At 39.6% G+C, this 21,288-nt stretch carries 14 protein-coding genes and 2 tRNA genes; 11 read left to right on the top strand and 5 right to left on the bottom strand.

Annotated features, from left to right (window positions below; all coding sequences use genetic code 11):
* Nucleotides 1-170 precede the first annotated feature (170 nt).
* A tRNA-Val gene (locus ACO052_RS21250) sits at nt 171-245 on the top strand.
* 290 nt (nt 246-535) lie between these two features.
* Nucleotides 536-610: transfer RNA gene (locus ACO052_RS21245), tRNA-Val, on the top strand.
* Nucleotides 611-908: 298 nt separating this feature from the next.
* On the opposite strand, the gene ACO052_RS21240 is transcribed toward ACO052_RS21245, so the two are convergent.
* From ACO052_RS21240 to gldJ, 3 genes are all read right to left on the bottom strand, one after another.
* Nucleotides 909-1,283, bottom strand: a complete 375-nt coding sequence (locus ACO052_RS21240; protein WP_422105817.1) for a DUF6794 domain-containing protein — start codon at nt 1,281-1,283, stop codon at nt 909-911.
* Nucleotides 1,284-1,565: 282 nt separating this feature from the next.
* Nucleotides 1,566-2,846, bottom strand: coding sequence for a UDP-N-acetylmuramoyl-tripeptide--D-alanyl-D-alanine ligase (locus tag ACO052_RS21235; protein WP_422105816.1), 1,281 nt, complete (start codon nt 2,844-2,846; stop codon nt 1,566-1,568).
* A gap of 107 nt (nt 2,847-2,953) precedes the next feature.
* On the bottom strand, nt 2,954-4,651 hold the full coding sequence (gene gldJ, locus ACO052_RS21230; RefSeq protein WP_422105815.1) for a gliding motility lipoprotein GldJ: 1,698 nt from the start codon (nt 4,649-4,651) through the stop codon (nt 2,954-2,956).
* A gap of 308 nt (nt 4,652-4,959) precedes the next feature.
* Between gldJ and porU the strand changes: the two genes are divergently transcribed.
* From porU to ACO052_RS21185, 9 genes are all read left to right on the top strand, one after another.
* Nucleotides 4,960-8,814 (top strand): type IX secretion system sortase PorU, encoded by a 3,855-nt coding sequence (gene porU, locus ACO052_RS21225; RefSeq protein ID WP_422105814.1) that lies wholly within the window; start codon nt 4,960-4,962, stop codon nt 8,812-8,814.
* A gap of 64 nt (nt 8,815-8,878) precedes the next feature.
* Nucleotides 8,879-10,108 carry a type IX secretion system outer membrane channel protein PorV gene (gene porV / locus ACO052_RS21220; protein ID WP_422105813.1) on the top strand — a complete coding sequence of 410 codons (1,230 nt, stop codon included), beginning with the start codon at nt 8,879-8,881 and terminating at the stop codon, nt 10,106-10,108.
* A gap of 75 nt (nt 10,109-10,183) precedes the next feature.
* Nucleotides 10,184-10,666, top strand: coding sequence for a cytidine deaminase (gene cdd, locus ACO052_RS21215; protein WP_422105812.1), 483 nt, complete (start codon nt 10,184-10,186; stop codon nt 10,664-10,666).
* Between the two features lie 92 nt (nt 10,667-10,758).
* Nucleotides 10,759-11,757 (top strand): pyruvate dehydrogenase (acetyl-transferring) E1 component subunit alpha, encoded by a 999-nt coding sequence (pdhA, locus tag ACO052_RS21210; RefSeq protein WP_422105811.1) that lies wholly within the window; start codon nt 10,759-10,761, stop codon nt 11,755-11,757.
* A 3-nt stretch (nt 11,758-11,760) separates the two neighbouring features.
* Entirely contained in the window at nt 11,761-13,431 is a 1,671-nt protein-coding gene (locus ACO052_RS21205; protein WP_422105810.1) for a pyruvate dehydrogenase complex dihydrolipoamide acetyltransferase, read from the top strand.
* A gap of 95 nt (nt 13,432-13,526) precedes the next feature.
* The gene (locus ACO052_RS21200; RefSeq protein ID WP_422105809.1) at nt 13,527-14,447 is read left to right on the top strand and encodes a M28 family metallopeptidase; all 921 of its coding nucleotides are present in this window, start codon (nt 13,527-13,529) and stop codon (nt 14,445-14,447) included.
* Nucleotides 14,437-15,123 carry an SDR family NAD(P)-dependent oxidoreductase gene (locus ACO052_RS21195; RefSeq protein WP_422105808.1) on the top strand — a complete coding sequence of 229 codons (687 nt, stop codon included), beginning with the start codon at nt 14,437-14,439 and terminating at the stop codon, nt 15,121-15,123. Before ACO052_RS21200 ends, ACO052_RS21195 begins: the two co-directional genes overlap by 11 nt.
* The gene (locus ACO052_RS21190) at nt 15,124-15,762 is read left to right on the top strand and encodes an HAD family hydrolase (protein WP_422105807.1); all 639 of its coding nucleotides are present in this window, start codon (nt 15,124-15,126) and stop codon (nt 15,760-15,762) included.
* Nucleotides 15,763-15,797: 35 nt separating this feature from the next.
* Nucleotides 15,798-19,829 carry an FG-GAP-like repeat-containing protein gene (locus tag ACO052_RS21185; RefSeq protein WP_422105806.1) on the top strand — a complete coding sequence of 1,344 codons (4,032 nt, stop codon included), beginning with the start codon at nt 15,798-15,800 and terminating at the stop codon, nt 19,827-19,829.
* 26 nt (nt 19,830-19,855) lie between these two features.
* On the opposite strand, the gene ACO052_RS21180 is transcribed toward ACO052_RS21185, so the two are convergent.
* Both ACO052_RS21180 and ACO052_RS21175 read right to left on the bottom strand, forming a co-directional pair.
* Nucleotides 19,856-20,362, bottom strand: coding sequence for a hypothetical protein (locus ACO052_RS21180; protein WP_422105805.1), 507 nt, complete (start codon nt 20,360-20,362; stop codon nt 19,856-19,858).
* 2 nt (nt 20,363-20,364) lie between these two features.
* Entirely contained in the window at nt 20,365-21,264 is a 900-nt protein-coding gene (locus tag ACO052_RS21175) for a hypothetical protein (protein WP_422105804.1), read from the bottom strand.
* Nucleotides 21,265-21,288 lie beyond the last annotated feature (24 nt).

Raw genomic sequence — 21,288 nt, 5'->3', positions numbered from 1 at the left:
GTAAATTAGTTTTACAACGAATATATCAAAATTGACAAAAATCAGAGCATTGAGGCGCATGAAAGCCTATGGAATTATCACTTAATGTGCCAAGACGAATAATTTGATTTTTTTATAAAAAACCTTTTGAGATTTTAAAAACTAGTCTATATTTGCAGTCCGAATAATTAGGGCGCGTAGCTCAGTTGGTTCAGAGCACTTGGTTTACACCCAAGGGGTCAGGGGTTCGAATCCCTTCGCGCCCACATCAAATACAATTCCGATTTGATTTTTCAAATCGGATTTTTTGTTTCTGAAGTCGTTTGAGTGCAACTCAAGATCGACTTCAGGAATAAAAAATGAAGGCTATGCAATAGCGTGTTGGAATTGTGTTTGCAGGAGCAGTTTCGCAATGGGGATATGCAATCCTAATGTTAAGAAAACGAAGGCGCGTTTTTTATTTGAAGTCGTTATCGCAACTTTATGTTTTTGAATTTGCAAAAGCGTTTTCACATTAGGGAAATACAATCCCTTTTCATATTTTTGACAACAAATCGGGTCATTAACTCAGTTGGTTTAGAGTGTTACCTTGACAGGGTAGAAGTCACTGGTTCGAATCCAGTATGACCCACATCAAGCAGAACGCCCAAACGAAAGTTTGGGCTTTTTTATTCTTGAAGATTAGTGGGATGTATTTCAAATAAGTTTCAAGAATAAAAAAGCCTAATCGCTCTGCGATTAGGGCGTTCTATTTGCAGCAGCGGGTCTATTCTGGATCAATGCAATTAATCCTATGCGTTTTTCATCTAAACATATTGCCGTTACTGAGCGCAGGTACTAGCCTCAGAAGATTTCAACGTCGTTAAAAATGCCTTGAAAAACTGCTAAAAAGAGAAGCAGATAACTTAAAGACAGAAAAAATATGGAAGTTATGAGTGTATCATTAAAATATAAGCTAATTCAATTGGATCAACATTAGAGCTTTTATTTTCTTTATACTTTTTCAATTCTACATAAGGGTCATATATATCTTTTCGGGATTTTCTTTTTAGGTGATAATAAAAACATTTCAAAACTGTACTTGAAAGTCTGTCGCCACTCATCCCAGTTTTTAATACTAGTGGAGAGTCCATATCCCACATTGAAAAAGAGTTTCTTAAATTAAAACCAAATGAAAAATGTGCTTCAAGGGAAAATTCATTGCAAGATGGATATTCTAAAACACGTTCTTTTTGCTCGTCAGAGATTTTCTTCTCTAAAATTTCAACACATTCTTTTAAGCTATTTGGTTTATACTTTCCCATTATTTAAATATAGTGAATAAGGTTTAAGAACTGTCTTCTTAGGGAACGACTCTTTCCTTATAACTTTAAATCACCAATAGCATCTTATTTATCGATTTCTTTTCGAATCCCATTTACTCCAAAGATATGAGACCACAAAGGCAACAACCAAGATAAGTATTACCATGCTAGAATATGAAAAATCAATGGGCCCATGTGAAGGAACACGTCTCGTCGTTTGAATCATACTTATTTGTAGAAAATGAATAAGTGATGTTACAATGGATCAAATTTGGCACATCACTAAACCACCTCCAAAATCCGTTCCAAAGCCATACCTCTTGAGCCCTTAATCAACACCGTTGCATTGTCAAGTTTTAAGTTGCCAAGCATCGGTTTTAAATCTTCAAAACTTTCGAATTTTTGAGTAGATGCAGATGTTTTAGTCTTGTAGAAGTTTTCACCAACCACATAAATATGTTCATCAAAATTAGCCTCAGCAAAATCGACGATGGCTTGGTGTTCTTCTTCAGCGGCGTCACCTAGCTCAAACATATCTCCCAAAAAGAGATACTTGGTTTCAGCTTGGAGTTGCTTTAAATTTTTTAAGGCGGCCAACATACTAGTAGGGTTGGCATTATAAGCATCCAAGATAATTTGGGTAGACCCTTTCATTATAATTTCAGAACGGTTGTTCTTAGGTTGATAGCCTTCAATAGCATTTTTAATAGGGTCGGTAGCCACTTTGAAATGTTGCCCAATAGCCACCGCTATAGCGATGTTGCCGTAATTATAATCGCCAATAAGCTGACTGTTAATACTTGTACCATTATAGTTTAGGGATACAAAGGGGTCTGCTTTTGTGAATGATACAATACAATCATTATCAGAAGTTTTACCAAAGGTTATCATATTTTGGTAATCACCAATTTGTGCTATCTGTTTAGCGTCATCCGTATTTATAAATACCGTTTTTGTATGGTCTCTTAAATGATCGTATAACTCGGATTTTCCTTTTATAACACCGTCTTCACCTCCAAAGCCTTCTAAATGGGCCTTGCCAAAATTAGTGATGACGCCATAATCAGGTTGGGCGATGTTTGCTAAAAACTCAATTTCCTTTTGATGATTAGCGCCCATTTCTACGATACCATAGTCGAGGTCTTTTGTAAATGACAATAAGGTGAGTGGCACACCAATATGATTGTTGAGGTTGCCTATAGTAGCCATCACATTATAGGTGGTGGATAGGACGGCATGAATCAATTCCTTGGTCGTGGTTTTACCATTACTTCCAGTTAGCGAAATTATCGGAATACCTATAGCATTTCTGTGATAGGTGGCTAATTGCTGTAATGTTTGTAGTACATCATTTACCAGAATACATCGGTCATTTATAACAGCCTTATCGTCATCGACTACACAGTATTTGGCGCCATTTTCAAAGGCTTGATTTACAAATTGATTACCATCAAAGTTGTCGCCTTTAAGAGCAAAATACATGGCGTCCGCTGTAATTTTTCGCGTATCCGTTGAGACAGAAGTACAGGCTTTAAAGTGTTGATATAAGGTTTCTATGTCCATGGACCTAAAAATAAAAAAGTCCTGATAAATTTTATCAGGACTTTTAAAATATTATAAAATTTCGGTGGCTGAGCCTGTCGAAGTGTGGTGGCTGAGCTTGTCGAAGCCTAGTTACGTCGCTTTTGTGACTTTACCGATTTTGAACCCACTCTTGATACCGCACATCTAAAGCCGATATAATCGGTCGCCATATCCTGTGGGAAGTAACGACGCTGTGCAGGATCGATCCAGTATGCTCTGTCTCTCCAAGATCCTCCTTTGTAGACTCTTACTTCGTCGTTGATTAAAGAGGTTCTATTATTAGACTTATCGTATTCTCTAATAAGCTTACCATCTGTAGAATCCATTTCTACACGGTGCTTCGGTGAGTTGTACATTTTTCCAGTTTGATCAATTCTATCATCGCCTTCATCAAAGCTTTCTCTGTAGTAACGTGAAGAACGCTTGTCACCATCTCTAAAGTTTCTGTTGTCACTCTTATCGAACTGTGTTCTTAAATAGGTGTCTTGGTCATCAACAGGGATTTTTGCAATCTCACCTGGAAGATTTCTAGCGATGATTTTACCATTACTTAAAGTGTCATAAACGATTTCATCAACAGTAACAACCTTTACAGTACCGTCTTCATTTAAGGCGTTTTTAGTATATACATTACCTCTATAATAGTTGAAATCATTAAACTCATCATCAACAATCGGACGGTAAACATCAGCAACCCATTCGGCGACATTACCTGCCATGTCATATAAGCCATAATCATTAGGTTGGTAAGATTTAACCTCTGCCGTAATATCGGCTCCGTCATCCGACCATCCAGCAATTCCACCGTAATCACCTTTACCTTGCTTAAAGTTAGCTAACTGATCACCACGGTTAACACGCTTACCTGATCTCGTATATTGACCATCCCATGGGTATTTTTTACGTCCTCTATAAACGTTATAGCTTCTTAATTCGCTCATACCTAAAGCTGCATATTCCCATTCAGCTTCTGTGGGGAGTCTATACTTTACTGGGATTAGGCCAGATTCTTTATTGGCATATACATTGATAGGATTACCTTCGGCATCCGTTTGTTGTCTTCTTTTACCACCTTCCAATACTTCAGAGTTTCCTCCGTAGGTTTGTGTTGGGGCGTTGATATAGGTATCAGCGTCAAAAGTACTTTCAGCATTTAAATCTGTAAGATGTGCATCTCTTTTAATATAACCAGCTTCTTGTAAAGACATTTCAGCGACACGGTTAGATCTCCAAGTGGCATATTCAACGGCCTGAATCCAACTCACACCAACCACAGGATAATTAGCATATCCAGGATGACGTAAATAGTTCTCAGTCATCATTTCGTTATATCCCAAACGATTTCTCCAAACTAAAGTGTCAGGAAGTGCACCTTTATATATTAACGAATAATTAGGATCGTCTGGTGGATAAACACTCTTAAGATAGTCTAGATAAAATAGGTAGTTAAGGTTGGTAACCTCACTCTCATCCATGTAAAACGATTGGATGTGTTGCTGATTAGGTGTGTTATTCCAATCGTGCATAGGATCGTCTTGTACTTTACCCATGGTGAAAGTTCCGCCTTCTACAAATGCCGTACCCGGAGGTGTTTCTTGTTCTTTAAAATTGGTGTTATATTGAAAACCACCATTTTTGTCATTGATTTTCCAACCAGTAGCACTATCTACGTTGCTAGAATTAGATGAACGCTTGCAACTAACAATGCTAGCACAAAGCGCAAAGGCTATTAAAAATTTGAGGTTTGAGACATTTTTCATATCTATAGGTTTAAGTAAGCTCATAAAATTTAGTTTCGCAATATAAGAATTAAAGGCAAACTGACAACTTTTTTTTGATTGAAAATTCAAAAAAATGTGCATTTCATCCCTTTTTTCGTACACGATAACGGATTTTTAACAATTTATCGGTATAATTCGCTCTTAAATAACGAAGGCTAAAATAAATTATTGTTGTATTTTTGAAATAAAAAAATAAGCGTCATAATAACATACAGAATTAGACGTTATTTTACTGTAAATTTAAAACGTATCGGGTTAGCGATATGTATATATCTTTAAATTTACAGCTGATCTAAACACCAGACCCTTAAATGAAAAATTGCTACGTTTTTGTTTCCATGTTGTTGACCCTATTCTGCTTTGGGCAACAAAAACAGTTTACCATTGAATGGAATGGAGATAAGGTTCTTGAAACGGCTTATGGAAAAATTACAGTTCCGAGCTTCGATGCCAAGCATTTCAACTTTGATGATGAAAGCGGTTTAACATTTTTTGCCCAATGGGAAAGCAATGGGACTTTGATAGATGAAAACTCCATAGAATTTTCCGGAGTAACCTATGAAACCATTAGTCAATCCGACTTAAAGAACTTAAACCCCCAATTGATTCCAAATACCCTTAAGTATCGTTTTTTTAATACGAACGCCAGAGATAAACGCACCTATTTCTTTGAAATAAGCCCCATCATTAAGGATAGAGGTGTTTATAAAAAGGTGAAGTCGTTTACGATTAATTATACGGCTAAAGCTAGTAGATCTTCATTCACAGCTAAGAATTCGCAAATTACAAATTCTGTGTTGAGCACGGGTGATTGGTATAAATTCTATATAGAAGAAACTGGTGTTTTTCAATTGACCAGGGGATTTTTAAACAGTTTAGGAATTAATACGAACTCCGTAGACCCCCGGACCATAAAAATATATGGTAATGGAGGGCGGATGTTACCTTTATTAAATTCTGCGAACTATCCGTTTGATGTTGTTGAAAATGCCGTAAGGTTTGTTGGTGAAGAGGATGGTAGTTTTGACAACGGTGATTATATCCTGTTTTATGGCGAAGGACCAACCACCTATAGTGAAGAGAGCCAAACGAATATAAATCTATACACGGACAAAACGTACTATTACGTCAATATTAGCCCAGGTAATGGGAAACGAATTCAGACCATGCCAACTATTGATGCTCCTGCCGATTTTCTGATTGATACCTTTCAGGACTATCAATTTTATGAAGTGGATGAGCACAATTTAGCAAAACTAGGACGACGCTGGTTTGGTGACGAATTTGATATCGAAAATCAACGGGTTTATAATTTTCAGTTTCCGAATTTAGTGACTAGTGAACCTGTTCGTTTTGACGTGGCCGTTGGTTCAGTATCCGAAACCGATGGTACAACGATGGGCATTACCATCAATGGTAATTTTGTATCTAGCTTAAACTTAGGGGTCATCAGCACAGGTTCGGTTTTAGGAACGGCGGCATCTTACGGAGAAGATCTTACTATTTCATCCGATGCGATAACCGTAACTTTAGATTATAACAATAATGGCAACCCATCTGCGAATGCCTATTTGGACTATATCAATATTGAAGCGACCAGAGCATTGCGATATGAAGGAAATCAATTAATTTTCAGAAATAGGGATGTTGTAACAACACCGGGTATTGCAGAATATAGTTTGTCTAATGCATCAGGTGTTCAAGAAATCTGGGATATTACCGATAGGTTTAACGTTACTAACCTTTTGAATTCGGACAACCAAGGGACCATGACTTTTAAGGCCTTGTCAGGAGAAGAGAAAACGTATGTGGCCTTTTCTTCAGGTAATGTTTTGCAACCTTCTCGAGATTCAAATACAAGACTAGCCAATCAAAATTTAAAAGGAACCATTTTTAATAATGCTCAGGGGGCTTTTGAGGATATAGACTATATAATTTTATCACCTACCCAATTATTATCGCAGGCAGAGCGATTGGCTGCAATTAATAGAAATCAGTATAACCTGAGTGTTAAAGTTGTAGATCTTCAGACCATTTACAATGAGTTTAGCACGGGTAGCCAGGATATTGCCGCGCTGAGAAACTTTGTCAAATATGTTTATGATAATGCCAGTGTGCCTAGTAGAAGGCTAAAGTATTTGTGTTTATTCGGGGAAGGCTCTTATGATTATAAGGATAGACTTAACAATAATACTAATTTGGTACCGTCATGGTACTCTACCAGTAGTTTTAGTCTTACAAATTCATTTGTTTCCGATGATTTTTATGCCATGATGGACGAGAATGAAGGTTCAATGAACAATTTAGATCGAATGGATTTGGCCGTCGGTAGAATTCTTGCAGAGGATATACAGCGTGCAAGAGATATGGTTGACAAGATAGAAGCCTATTATCAGCCGGAGGCTTATGGGAGTTGGAGAAACAATGTGGTGCTTATTTCTGATGATGTCGATGAGCTATGGGAACGTATTTTACAGGAAACAACAGATGGTATCGGTTCGGAAATTGAAGTTGAGAAACCCTTTTTTAATGTTGTAAAGATTCATACAGATGCTTTTGAGCAAGAATCATCCGCTGCTGGTAATAGATACCCACAAGTAAACGAAGCCATAAGGAATACCATTGAAGTCGGAGCTCTTGTGGTCAATTACTTTGGTCATGGCGGTGAAAATGGTCTAGCTAAAGAGCGGATTTTTGATATTTTTGATGCGCAAGAGATTAACAACATATGTAAGTTTAACTTGTTTGTAACGGTGACTTGTGAATACACCAAATTTGATGATCCTAATAGGCCTACTGCAGGTGAGTTTACGTTTTGGAATAAAAATGGAGGAGCTATCGCCTTGATGACCACCACAAGGCAAATCTTTGTAACCGTTGGGGTATCTTATAATGAAGTTTTGGATGATTATTTATTTGCGTTTGGGTCAAACGATTACCCTACAATTGGCGAAGCCTTGCGCCTGACCAAAACGGATAATAATATTGCGGGTATTAGTCAAAAGCGCCTAGTGTTTTTAATTGGTGATCCAGCGATGAAGTTAGCGTTTGCTCAGCCAGATATCCGTTTAACACGAGTGAACGACGTAGATATTACGCAACCCATCGATACCTTAAAAGCCCTGAGTTATAATAAATTTGAAGGAGAGGTTACCGATAGTAATGGCAACTTATTGTCAAATTATAACGGTACCCTGACGGCTACGGTTTATGATAAAAGAATTCAACGACAAACTTTAGCAAACGATGGTGTTTCTGATGGCGGTGGGCAGGTTGTTTTGGATTTTACCACCCTTGGGGAAATCATTTTTAAAGGTCAAGCTAGTGTTACTAATGGACAATTTGAGTTTGATTTTATCGTACCAAGGGATATAGGTATCCCTGTAGGTAATGGTAAAGTTAGCTTTTATTCACAAACTAATAATCCTTTATCCAATCAAGCAGGTTCAAGCTTTGCTATTGAAGTCGGAGGAATAAATGAGAATGCCCCCGAAGATAATATAGGGCCGGTTATCAATTTATTTATGAATGATGAGAACTTTGTCTCTGGTGGTATAACGAATGAATCTCCTAATTTACTTGCAAAATTGCAAGACGACAATGGTATCAATACGGCTAGTGGTATAGGTCACGATATTACCGCTATTATTGATGGTGATGAGACCAACCCTATTGTGCTTAACGATTATTATCAGGCTAATATTGATGACTATACCAATGGAACAGTGACATTCCCATTTAGGGATTTAGAGCCTGGTCTGCACACCTTAACCTTGAAGGCGTGGGATGTTTATAATAATTCATCGACGTCAGAAATCCAATTTACCGTGTTCGATAAGGATGAAGACTTAGTTATTAATAATGTTTTAAATTATCCTAACCCTTTTGTTAACTACACCGAGTTTTGGTTTAATCACAATAGTGTTGAACCGCTAGATGTTTCTGTACAAATATTTACGGTTTCTGGTAAATTGGTTAGGACCTTGAATGGGCAAACCTCTGGGGGAAGTAAGTCCGTAAGCTCTTTATCTAAAGACATCGTTTGGGATGGTAGAGACGATTTTGGAGACAAAATCGGAAAAGGAGTGTATGTCTATAAACTAAAAGTAAGATCTAACCGTTTAAATAAGCAAGTTGAAAAGATTCAAAAACTTGTCATACTCTAATAATAAATTATATTTGCTAACTATTTAGAGCTAAACCTTTAGCACTAAAAATGTAATATTTAAGATGAAGAAATACAAAATAGCCCTTATCGCTCTATTGACACTTGGTTCTACTTATGCCCAGGAAACGATTACATTCCCAGATCAATCTTCGGTTATTACCACTGGTGTTCCATTTATGCTAATTGCCCCGGATGCAAGGTCTGCATCAATGGGTGATATGGGTGTTGCCACATCCGTGGATGGGTTTTCTCAACAATATAATCCAGCAAAATATGTGTTTTCTGAAGCTAAATCTGGGGTGAGTTTAAGCTATACTCCTTATTTAAGTCGATTGGTCAATGATATCTCTATAAGTTATGCGACCTACTATAATAGGTTAAATGAATATAGTGCAGTTTCTGCCAGTTTTAAGTATTTCAGTTTAGGTGAGATTACCTTAACACAAGGTGAGGATGACCCAGGGATTAATGTTAAACCAAATGAATTAACGGCGGATATAGCTTATACGCTAAGGCTTGCTGATCAATTTGCCATGTCGGTAGCGATACGCTATCTGAGATCAGACTTAAGGATTGATCAGGTCGATCCAAATGCTGATGCAGCGAGTTCTTTTGGAGCTGATATCACAGGGTACTACCAAAGTGAAGAAGAGGCCTATAATGATTTTAATGGGCGATGGAGATTAGGTTTCGCCATTCAAAACCTAGGACCTAAATTTAGCTATGATGATGGTGGAAGAGAAAATTTTCAGCCTACAAACTTAAGATTAGGAGGAGGTTTCGATTTTATATTTGATGAATATAGTAAATTGGGTATTACAGCAGAAGTCACTAAACTGCTTGTACCTACACCTCCACTTTTTGGATTTGTTGATACCAATGGGGATGGTGTTCAGACGGAAGATGACCCGAGTACACCAGATATCAATGAGAATGAACCGACAATTATAACACAAGGTCAGGATAACGACGTTAGCTTTTTAAGTGGGATCTTCCAATCATTTGGTGATGCTCCAGGCGGATTTAGTGAAGAGATTAGAGAGTTTACATGGGCCTTAGGTGCAGAGTATACCTATCAAGAAAACTTTGCTTTTAGGGCAGGTTACTTTAACGAAGCAGAGGATAAAGGAGCCCGTAAGTTTTTTGCTATCGGAGCCGGATTTAAGTACACCACAATAAATCTAGACCTTTCGTATTTGTTTTCGGCGTCTAGGGTGCAAAGTCCTTTAGAAAACACATTGCGTTTTTCATTGACCTTTAATTTTGGCGATGGAGAATATGATGAATATTAGAAATAAATAAATAACGTATCTCAAAAACTATTGTCTTAAAAGCAATAGTTTTTTTGTCTATAATAGTTTCAATGTATGAAAGTAATTAAAATAGAATCATCTTTTACGATTTACGATGATATTAGCGAGCTTCCAAATAATGTTGTAGATCTTATGCAAAAAGCTATTGAAGCACGTCAAAATGCTTATGCACCTTATTCTAAGTTCCAAGTTGGAGCGGCAATATTATTAGACAATGGAGAAGTTGTGATTGGGAGTAACCAAGAAAATGCCGCTTATCCCTCAGGTATGTGTGCAGAACGTACAGCTATTTTTTATGCTAGTGCCAAGTATCCTAATGCAAGATTTTTAAAAATGGCTTTAACAGCAGGTTCTGTCGACCATGAGACAAATTCCCCGATTCCCCCATGTGGGGCATGTAGACAGGTTATTTCTGAGTATGAAATCAAACAAGAATCGCCAATAGAAATTTACTTTATGGGAGTGACAGGAAAGGTTATAAAATCTGACTCTCTTGCTAATTTGTTACCTCTAGCCTTCGATAGAAGTTTCCTATAACGTTTTCGTATTAAAATTTACAATTTTCGGTTTTTTGGTTATTGACTAATATCTTATTTTTGTTATTCTGATTAAAAGAACGAATCAAAAAAATGCAAAAAATAACTAAAGAGGTTTACCTAAAATGGTATGAGGATATGCTGTTTTGGCGTAAGTTTGAAGACAAGCTCGCCGCAGTTTATATCCAACAAAAAGTTCGTGGATTCCTTCATCTATACAATGGACAAGAAGCGGTTTTGGCAGGAGCTTTGCACGCGATGGATTTAACCAAGGACAAAATGATTACGGCATACAGAAATCATGTACAGCCCATTGGTATGGGTGTAGATCCAAAACGAGTGATGGCAGAATTATTCGGAAAGGCTACCGGAACATCACAAGGCCTAGGTGGATCAATGCATATTTTTTCTAAGGAGCATCGTTTTTATGGGGGTCATGGTATCGTTGGTGGTCAGATTCCTTTAGGTGCAGGTATTGCCTTTGGTGACAAATATCACGGTAGTGATGCGGTTACCTTATGCTGTTTTGGTGATGGTGCTGCGAGACAAGGCTCACTACATGAAACGTTTAACTTAGCCATGCTTTGGAACTTACCAGTAATTTTTGTGTGTGAGAACAATGGTTATGCTATGGGAACTTCTGTAGAGCGCACAGCAAACCATACCGACATCTGGAAGTTAGGTCTAGGCTATGAGATGCCTTCTGGTCCAGTGGATGGTATGAATCCGGTAAAAGTGGCCGAAGCCTTTGATGAAGCGATACAACGTGCAAGAAAAGGAGGAGGACCATCATTCTTAGAGGTTAAGACCTATCGATACAGAGGACATTCCATGTCTGATGCACAGCATTACAGAACAAAGGAAGAGGTCGAAGCGTACAAAAAGATAGATCCTATTACTCAAGTTAAGGATATTATTCTCGAGAAGAAATACGCTACTGAAGATGAGATTAAAGACATAGATAAACGTGTAAAAACACGTGTTTCTGAGTGTGAAAAATTTGCGGAAGAATCACCGTATCCAGAAATAAACGTGATGTATGACGCTGTATACGAACAGGAAGATTATCCATTTATACCACATAAATTATAGGCTATGGCAGAAGTAATTAATATGCCGCGTTTGAGCGACACTATGGAAGAAGGTACCGTAGCGGCTTGGTTGAAAAAGGTTGGCGATAAGATTGAGGAAGGGGATATCATAGCTGAGATCGAGACAGATAAAGCGACGATGGAGTTCGAATCTTTTCACGAAGGGACCTTATTGCATATTGGTGTTCAAGAAGGGGAAACTACAAAAGTAGATCAACTTTTGGCCATTATAGGTGAAGAAGGCGAAGACATTTCTGCCTTATTAAATGGAAATACGGAGGTACAAAAATCCGATGCTACTCCTCCTGAGGGAGAAGATAATTCGGTTGATGTCATTTCGACAGAGCAGAGCGACGAGAAATCTCATGATACTGGAAATAATGAAGCAGAATTACCAGAAGGTGTTATCATTGTAACGATGCCACGCTTAAGTGATACCATGGAAGAAGGTACGGTAGCCACTTGGTTGAAGAAGGTAGGAGACGAAGTTGAGGAAGGCGATATTTTGGCTGAGATAGAAACCGATAAGGCCACAATGGAATTTGAATCTTTCCAATCAGGGACATTACTTCACGTAGGATTACAAGAAGGAGAATCTGCAAAGGTCGATGCGCTTTTAGCCATCATTGGTCCCGCAGGAACGGATGTTTCTTCTGTTGCTAAGAACTTTAAGGCTGGTGATGGAGCCGCAAAATCTGAGCCCGAGGCTTCGACAAGCTCAGCGGTCAAAGAAGAAAAGAAAGCGGTGGCTCCAAAAGTTGTAGAAGCTAAAGCAGAAACACCGATGGTTTCAGCTCCCGTTCAAAGCACTAATGGTAGAATTTTTGTTTCACCATTAGCCAAAAGGATGGCCGAAGAAAAAGGTATTAACTTATCGCAAGTCACAGGTTCTGGTGAAAATGGACGGATTATAAAACGCGATATTGAGAATTTTACACCTTCAGCAGTGGCTCAGTCTTCAGCACCGGTTGCTAAGTTTGTACCATCCGGACAAGAAGATTTTGATGAAGTTCCTAATTCTAATATGCGCAAGGCCATTGCCAAGAATTTGGCAAAGTCTAAGTTTACGGCACCACATTATTACTTAAATGTGGAATTTGATATGGAGAATGCCATGGCATTTAGAGCACAGTATAATTCCATCCCAGATACCAAGATATCATACAATGATATGATTGTTAAGGCTTGTGCCTTGGCGTTAAAGCAGCACCCGCAAGTAAACTCTCAATGGTTCGATGACAGAATGAAGCTTAACAACCATGTTCATATAGGTGTCGCTGTAGCTGTGCCAGATGGTTTGGTGGTTCCGGTTGTAAAATTTGCCAATGAGCAAAGTTTAACGCAAATAGGGGCAGCCGTAAAGGAATTTGCTGGTAAGGCAAGAAATAAGAAACTTACCTTGGATGAAATGGAAGGCAGTACCTTTACCATTTCAAATTTGGGAATGTTCGGTATCGAGAGCTTTACATCGATTATTAATCAACCCAATTCAGCCATTTTATCAGTAGGGGCTATTGTATCCAAACCAGTAGTTAAAGATGGAGCTGTGGTGCCTGGGCATACCATGAAGCTGACCATGGCTTGTGATCATAGAACGGTTGATGGAGCCACAGGAGCACAATTTCTTCAGACATTAAAAGGTTACATCGAGAATCCAGTAACTATGCTTGTTTAAAGAAAGCTAACATTTAAATAAATTATAAATTGAGAATCCTATTTTGAACCCTTGAAATAGGATTTTTATATTTAAAACTATAAAATTAATCGCGCATGCAAAAAATAGCCTTGTATTCCATTTTAGTACTGCTAATCGGCTGTAATTCTTTGGAAAAGAGTATTCAGGAAAGCATGGAATATTTGGCCTCTGACGAATTAGAGGGACGTGCAACGGGTACAGCAGGTATAGAAAAAGCGGCTGTTTTTATTGAAGCTTACTTTAAGGATAATAAGATCAAGCCTTATTTTGAGAGCTACAGAGATTCCTTTAATATGGGAGATATCGTTGGTTATAATATTGTAGGTGTGATTGAGGGCAATGATCCCAAATTAAAAAACGAATACGTTATTCTTGGGGGACATTATGACCATATAGGAAAGGGCAAGGAAGTCGACGGCGATAGTATCGCCAACGGTGCCAATGATGATGCTTCTGGAACCGTGGCTGCCATGGAGTTTGGTAAGTACTTCGCAAAAAAGAAGACCAATAAGCGCAGTGTATTAATTACGCTCTATGCGGCGGAAGAAATGGGGCTTAAAGGATCGGCACATTTAGCTGAACGATTGAAGAATGAAGGCTTAGACGCCTATACCATGATAAACTTTGAAATGATCGGTGTACCAAGGGCTGCAGATAAATCCATGGCCTATATGAGTGGTTATAATCGTTCTAATTTTGCATCAACATTAAACAGATATGCAGGAGAAAAGGTTTTAGGTTTATTCCCAAAGGCGCAACAATTTAAACTATTTTATAGGTCGGATAATTTTCCATTTTATAAGGCATTTAATATGCCGGCACACGCCATATCCACCTTCGATTTTACTAATTTTGATTATTACCACCATGTAGATGACGAAGCTGACCAAATGGACTATAAACATATGGCTAATTTTATATCTAAAATGATTCCCGCATTAGAAGGGATGATAAATGCACCAACTAAAGAAGTAATATTGACTGATGATGAGTAAAAATGTAATCATTACAGGGACGAGTAGAGGCATAGGTTTTGAGTTGGTTCAGCTTTTTGCTAACCAAGGCCATCATGTTTTGGCCTTATCCAGAAATGCAGAACCCATTAAAAAATTGAATATTGACAATGTAAAAGCTTTTGAATGCGATTTATGTAAAATCGAAGATTACAGTAGCGTTGAAGCCTTTATAAAGGAAGAGTGGAAGGGAGTAGATATACTCATCAATAACGCTGGAACTCTATTGAACAAACCTTTTTCCGAGACAAGCATTGATGATTTTGAGCAGGTATATAGGACGAATGTCTTCGGTGTCTCTGAAATGACTAGAATTGTACTTCCATTTATGAAACAAGATGGTCATGTGGTGACTATTAGTAGTATGGGAGGTATTCAAGGTAGCATGAAATTTCCCGGTCTTGCCGCCTACAGTTCTAGTAAAGCCGCTGTTATTACCTTGACCGAGTTATTAGCTGAAGAATATAAGCAAACCGGTCCGCAGTTTAATGTCTTAGCCTTAGGAGCTGTGCAGACCGAAATGCTAAAAGAAGCGTTTCCAGACTATCAAGCCCCAACGACAGCTTTAGAGATGGCTACTTATATTAAGGACTTTGCAATCACAGGTAATAGGTACTATAACGGCAAAGTACTTCAGGTTTCAAACAGTACCCCATAAATGTCTAGATATAAGTGTATTATTTTTGATTGCGATGGTGTATTGGTTGATAGCGAACCATTAAGCAATCAAGTCATGGTCGATTTGGCCAATGCGCTCGGTGCGAATATAGATTTAGACTATGCCTATCAACACTTTAAAGGAAATTCATTTCAGAATTGTTCAGATCAGATTTCTACATTGATTGGTAAGGAGGTGCCAAAAGACTTCGAATCTCAATACAGGGAGCGCTCTTTCAAAAAATTCAAGGAGAAGATTCGCCCTATAGCTGGTGTGAAAGCACTTTTAGATGGGTTAGACATGTCATTTTGTGTGGCTTCAAGTGGTCCTGAAAATAAGATTCGTCTGAATTTAGAACTCACAGGGTTGCTACCGTATTTTGAAGGAAATATATTTAGCTGTTATACTATTCAAAAATGGAAACCAGATCCAGCAGTATTTCTATGGGCAGCAAAGACTATGGGATTCGATGTCAAGGAATGCTTGATCATAGAAGATAGTCCCATTGGAGTTAATGCGGCCTTAAGTGGGGGCTTTGATGTATTTGGATTTACCGAACACGATTATAAAGGTGAATTGCAAAAAAATGCGACCAAAACCTTTGATCGTATGATAAAGCTAAAGGAATTATTAGATTAGGGGCGTAATTTCTATATTTAGGAAAAAAAAGGGTTATGCTAAGAAGATTAAGCGATTACAAATTTTTTCTGTTTTGCTTTCAATTTATACTTACCACCTCAAGCTATGCGCAAACTTTTGATCGCGTAGAGAGTATTGTCGGCTTAGGTAATCTCGCTCATAATAACGGCGTGGCCGTGGCGGATTATGATGGGGATAACGATTTAGACATTTTTGTCGTTGCTAATGCAGTTGAAGATTCAGAAGATATCACCAGCTTCAGTAGATTATATAGAAATAATAATGATGGCTCTTTCACAGATGTAACTGAGGCTTCTGGTTTAATTGATTTATTAACAGCGGATGAAGAAGTTCAACTAACATTGGCGCAGCAGGGCTATAAGTTTAGTGCCTCATGGGGGGATTATAACAATGATGGTTTTCCCGATTTGTTTTTGACCTATTCCTTAAAAGTACAACTATGGCGTAATCTCGGTAATGGCACCTTTGCCAATGTGACCGAGATTTCTGGTTTCGATGCTACGAACGACTGTCTTAATATTGGTGCCACTTGGTTCGATTATAATAATGATGGGTATTTAGATATTTACATTACGGATTGGAGTCGCTGCGATTCTAATTCAATTTATAGAAATAATGCAGGTTTAAGCTTTACCGAAGTGACAGCGTCTTTAGGTCTTACTGAAGTAGAGTCCAATTACGGGTATACCTCATTTCCCTTTGATGTTAATAATGATAGCTGGATGGACTTAATCGTTACTAACGATCTCGAAGATGCCAATTACCTATATGTCAATCAAAACGGGACTGGTTTTGTCGAAGATGCCCAGACTTATGGTTTGGATAATATGATTGATGATATGGCCATTGTGATAAGTGATTTTGATAGTGATGGCGATTTCGATTTTTTTATAACAGGCATAGATGAAAATGCGCTCTTAGAGAATAATGGTTCTAATGTATTTTCTGAGACCTCAAGTACTTATGGTCTTAATCCTACTGGATGGTCTTGGGGAACACGTTTTTCTGATTTTGATCTGGATGGCGATGAAGATCTATTTGTCATTAATGGCTATGACTTTGAAGGTAGAGGACCAGAACAAAATGTATACTATAGAAATTTGCACGGTCAAGGGCAAGCTATGTTCGAAGATGCTTCAGCAGCCTTAGGACTTAATGAAAATACAGAAAGTGTAGAGGTTGTGGATTTTGATTATGATAACGATGGCGATATGGATCTGTTGGTAACCAACGGTGATGGATCTGTACTTTTTTACGAGAACAAGCTCTTAAACTTTGATGACGCAACAACAAGTCTGAACTGGCTCAAGGTTAAGCTCGAAGGCACGGTTTCCAACAGGGATGCCATCGGGACGACCCTGACCATCACTACCGCCAACGGTACCTTAAAGCGCTACCATTCGGGAGTGGGCTTTTTGGGCCAGAGCCTACAGGGACTGCACTTTGGCCTGGACGATGCCACCGAGGTATTGACGCTCGAGGTAAAATGGCCCTCTGGCCTGGTGGAGAACTACAGCGCCATCGCTTCGAATAGCACCATCAAGCTGACCGAGGGCGTCGGTCTGGAAGTCTTGGATATCCTTCCCAGCCAGAAGGTTTACGGCTGTACGGATCCCGTGTCGTGCAATTACGATCCCGATGCCACCCTGGACGATGGCTCCTGTTCCTATCTGCCGTCCCAGAGCATCATCGGGAACACGACTTCTTCTTTTTTAAGGACGGAGACCTATAGCTATAACATAGCCCCGGGCTCCACGGCCAATTGGCAGGTATCGGGCGGCGAGATCTTGGAAGGCGGAGGTACCGATACCATAACGGTACGCTGGCACCTGGAAGCGTCCGGGCGCGTAGCCATTATCGAATCGGACGACCAGTGTTCCAGCCAGGAGGTTGCTATAGATGTGACCCTGGGCGTCGATAACCTGCCGGGGGACATATCGATAGCGCGATTGTGGAACGAGGCCCTTTTGGAGGCGATCAGGAACGATTTTGCCAGGCCTACGGTACATGCGAGGAACCTGTTCCATACCAGTGTGGCGATGTACGATGTTTGGGCCGTATACGATACTGTTGCCGTACCCTATTTGATGGGCAATACGGTCAACGGCTTTGCGGGCGTACTTGAGGATTTCACCCCAAACGAGGATCTGGAGACCTCATTGAGCAAATCGATCAGCTATGCGATGTACCGTCTGTTGTCGCACCGTTTTCAGAACTCCCCGGGCGTTGACGAGTCCCAGGGGCGTTTCGACCTGTTGATGGAACGATTGGGCTATGATACAGGCATCGTATCGTTGATGTACACGGATGGGGATGCCGCGGCCTTTGGTAACTTTGTGGCCCAGACCATTATAGATTATGGCCTACAGGACGGATCAAGGGAGGCGACGGGCTATGACAATGCCTATTACGAGCCGGCGAACCAGGCCTATGCCCTGGATGCCAACGATAATCCCCCAATCGACGATCCCAACCGTTGGCAACCGTTGGGGCTCGACTCTTTCATAGACCAGGGCGGTAATCTGGTAGACGGCAACGTACCGCCGTTTTTAAGCCCGGAATGGGGCAATGTTTATGGATTTGCCCTCAAGGAAGAGGATAAGGTGACCTATCAACGGGACGGCAACGACTACCATGTGTTCCACGATCCCTCGGATCCGCCGTACATAAGCCTGACGGAGGATAATGCGGACAGCGGTTATTATAAATGGGGCTTTTCCATGGTCTCGGTCTGGCAATCGCACCTGGACCAGGGCGATGGTGTGATGTGGGACATCTCGCCGAATTCGATAGGCAACGTGGATATAGGCACCTTTCCGACGGATTATGCGGACTATCCCGGTTTCTACGATTTCTTTGAAGGCGGGGCAAACAGCAACGGGCACGATCTCAACCCCGTGACGGGCAACCCCTATGAAACCAATATGGTACCGAGAGGGGACTATGCCCGGGTACTTGCCGAGTTTTGGGCTGACGGTCCGGATTCCGAGACCCCTCCGGGGCATTGGTTTACCATATTGAACTATGTCAACGACCATCCGCAGTTCGAAAAGCGCTTTGCTGGGGAGGGCGCTATTCTGGATCCATTGGAATGGGACGTGAAGGCCTACTTCGTTCTTGGCGGGGGTATGCACGATGCGGCGATATCGGCATGGAGCGTCAAGGGCTGGTACGATTACATCAGGCCGATATCGGCGATACGTTCTATGGCCGAACGCGGACAGAGTACGGACAACAGCTTAAGCAATTACGATGTAGGCGGTATTCCCCTTATGGACGGTTATATCGAAGTGGTGGAAATGGGGGATCCCTTGGCGGGATTTGCCAACCAGCACGTTGGAAAGATAAAGCTGTACACATGGCGGGGCCATGATTTTATCGGGGATACGGAGACGGACCAGGCGGGTGTGGGCTGGATCTTGGCGGAGGATTGGTATCCCTACCAGAGACCTACTTTTGTGACCCCACCGTTTGCGGGTTATGTTTCGGGACATTCGACCTATTCGCGGGCCGCTGCGGAACTGATGACCATGATGACGGGGAGCGAGTTCTTTCCCGGTGGATTGGGCGAATTCGTGGCCAGGGCGAACGAGTTTTTGGTATTTGAGGAAGGCCCATCTGTAGATGTGGTCCTGCAATGGGCCACCTATAGGGATGCATCGGACCAGACGAGCCTGAGCAGGATCTGGGGCGGTATCCATCCACCGGCAGATGATATTCCCGGACGCTTTATAGGACAGGCGGTCGCAGAGGATACTTTCGATTTTGCAGTGCCCCATTTTAATGGTTCGTTGGGTATTGACGAACATAAAGAACCGATTACGATATACCCTAATCCAACAACGGATAGAGTGGTTTATATTACCAATACCGATGGGACAGAGCGTATTGAGGTTTATGATCTAAGTGGAAGAAAAATAGATGCTTTAAACAAAGTTCATGACCATACAAGCCGCTGCACCATATTAAAATTCAGTAATACGTCGTCGGGCTTGTATCTGCTAAAAATGAATGAGACCTCGAAGATGATTGTAGTCCACGATTAATTCTTAGAGATCTAAAATTGAATACACTAATCTTTTGAAAACTGAACTTTGTGAGACATCAGTGTTTCATTATCTATAGTAATAATCTTTTTTGTGATAATGGCATAAATGGTATCCCGACGTTTTGAATTGTTTATCACTTTATCATAAGACAATTTAATTCTTTGAATACTGTCATTAATAATCATCGTCTTACCTATCTGTTGGACATTTTTAATGACTGTAAAATCACTTGTTTTAAAGTTAGAAATAGAGTCGTTAGTGAAATTTTTCAGTTGTTGCGACACTTCCTCCATAAACTCAGGATGTTCATTTTGTAGGGCTACCAAGTCGTAAAAATCTTGTAATTTTTGATTTATGAGTTGGGCGTTGACTGTTGATTCGGTTTCGATGTTAACCACTTCTTCAACTTCCTCGGCTGTATCCACTATGCTGTTTGAGCTTTCACTTTTAACACTGCGGTTTTCCATGGCGCAATTGACAAGGCATAGACTCACAAATCCAACAACTATATATAATGGTTTGAGCTTCATGCTTATTGAATTATAAATTTTAGTTTCAAAATTTTACCATCAACTTCAGTTTTATCTAAAATCTTCATGCCCTTTAAACTTCGGGTCGGAATAGTTAATTTCTGAATAAACTCTTGCTTCGTATAAAGTTCTACGGTGTTGCTATTGCTGAATAATTGATAGATGATCGCGTCATCACTAAAAATGGCATCTAGTTTGTCGCGATGTGTTTTCCATTCCTTTATATTTTTATTGGTGTAGTAATTCAGCATTAAAGCATAGTCATCTGCAGTTAGTTTTACAATTCTGCTTTTGTCTTTATCAAATTGCCTAACAATCGTATCGGTTCTATAATATGGAGATTCTACAACGAATCGAATTTCATTTTCGGAAGACACATAGCTAAAGCAACCCAATGAATCGGAGACCTTGTGAATTGGGGATTGACCTTCCTCCAAAATCTTAATGTTTAAGATTACATTCTTAATAGGCTCATTTTTTATGGCATCATAAAAACAGAATTGATAATCTTTCTTTTTATTCATAATAGAAAATGCCAATAAAACACAGGGTATCAATACCAATGACCACAAGTATTTTACACGTACTTTTTTAGGTGCTTTAGAATGTATTGCTATTTTGTGCTGCTCTTTAAAATCATTCCAGTTTTTAAAACCAACATAACTACTCAGCATATTCAGCATGTCAATTCTGGGCAATTTGTCGGCATCATTTTTTATATAGGTATAAAACCATTTTTCGCTAACGCGCGCTTTGACACTTGTAAATAAATCTTCCTGAAAAGCAATAATTTCATCTCCTCTCCAATCTTCAATAGTCTTAGTAGCGCTATTATTTTCTAAAAACCTGTTGGTAATGGCTAGTTTTAACTGAGAGAATATGTGCTTTTCTTCTATATTCAAAATTAATATAAAGTGTTAAAAATC

This window comes from Winogradskyella sp., from assembly GCF_965228925.1.
In the GTDB taxonomy this organism is placed as follows: Bacteria; Bacteroidota; Bacteroidia; order Flavobacteriales; family Flavobacteriaceae; genus Winogradskyella.
This window is presented reverse-complemented; position numbering and strand designations above follow the sequence as displayed.

Excerpts from the sequence above, each read along its gene's own strand:
- ACO052_RS21240 (WP_422105817.1), bottom strand. The coding sequence starts at position 1,283 with ATGGGAAAGTATAAACCAAATAGCTTAAAAGAATGTGTTGAAATTTTA.
- ACO052_RS21235 (WP_422105816.1), bottom strand. The coding sequence starts at position 2,846 with ATGGACATAGAAACCTTATATCAACACTTTAAAGCCTGTACTTCTGTC.
- gldJ (WP_422105815.1), bottom strand. The coding sequence starts at position 4,651 with ATGAGCTTACTTAAACCTATAGATATGAAAAATGTCTCAAACCTCAAA.
- porU (WP_422105814.1), top strand. The coding sequence starts at position 4,960 with ATGAAAAATTGCTACGTTTTTGTTTCCATGTTGTTGACCCTATTCTGC.
- porV (WP_422105813.1), top strand. The coding sequence starts at position 8,879 with ATGAAGAAATACAAAATAGCCCTTATCGCTCTATTGACACTTGGTTCT.
- cdd (WP_422105812.1), top strand. The coding sequence starts at position 10,184 with ATGAAAGTAATTAAAATAGAATCATCTTTTACGATTTACGATGATATT.
- pdhA (WP_422105811.1), top strand. The coding sequence starts at position 10,759 with ATGCAAAAAATAACTAAAGAGGTTTACCTAAAATGGTATGAGGATATG.
- ACO052_RS21205 (WP_422105810.1), top strand. The coding sequence starts at position 11,761 with ATGGCAGAAGTAATTAATATGCCGCGTTTGAGCGACACTATGGAAGAA.
- ACO052_RS21200 (WP_422105809.1), top strand. The coding sequence starts at position 13,527 with ATGCAAAAAATAGCCTTGTATTCCATTTTAGTACTGCTAATCGGCTGT.
- ACO052_RS21195 (WP_422105808.1), top strand. The coding sequence starts at position 14,437 with ATGATGAGTAAAAATGTAATCATTACAGGGACGAGTAGAGGCATAGGT.
- ACO052_RS21190 (WP_422105807.1), top strand. The coding sequence starts at position 15,124 with ATGTCTAGATATAAGTGTATTATTTTTGATTGCGATGGTGTATTGGTT.
- ACO052_RS21185 (WP_422105806.1), top strand. The coding sequence starts at position 15,798 with ATGCTAAGAAGATTAAGCGATTACAAATTTTTTCTGTTTTGCTTTCAA.
- ACO052_RS21180 (WP_422105805.1), bottom strand. The coding sequence starts at position 20,362 with ATGAAGCTCAAACCATTATATATAGTTGTTGGATTTGTGAGTCTATGC.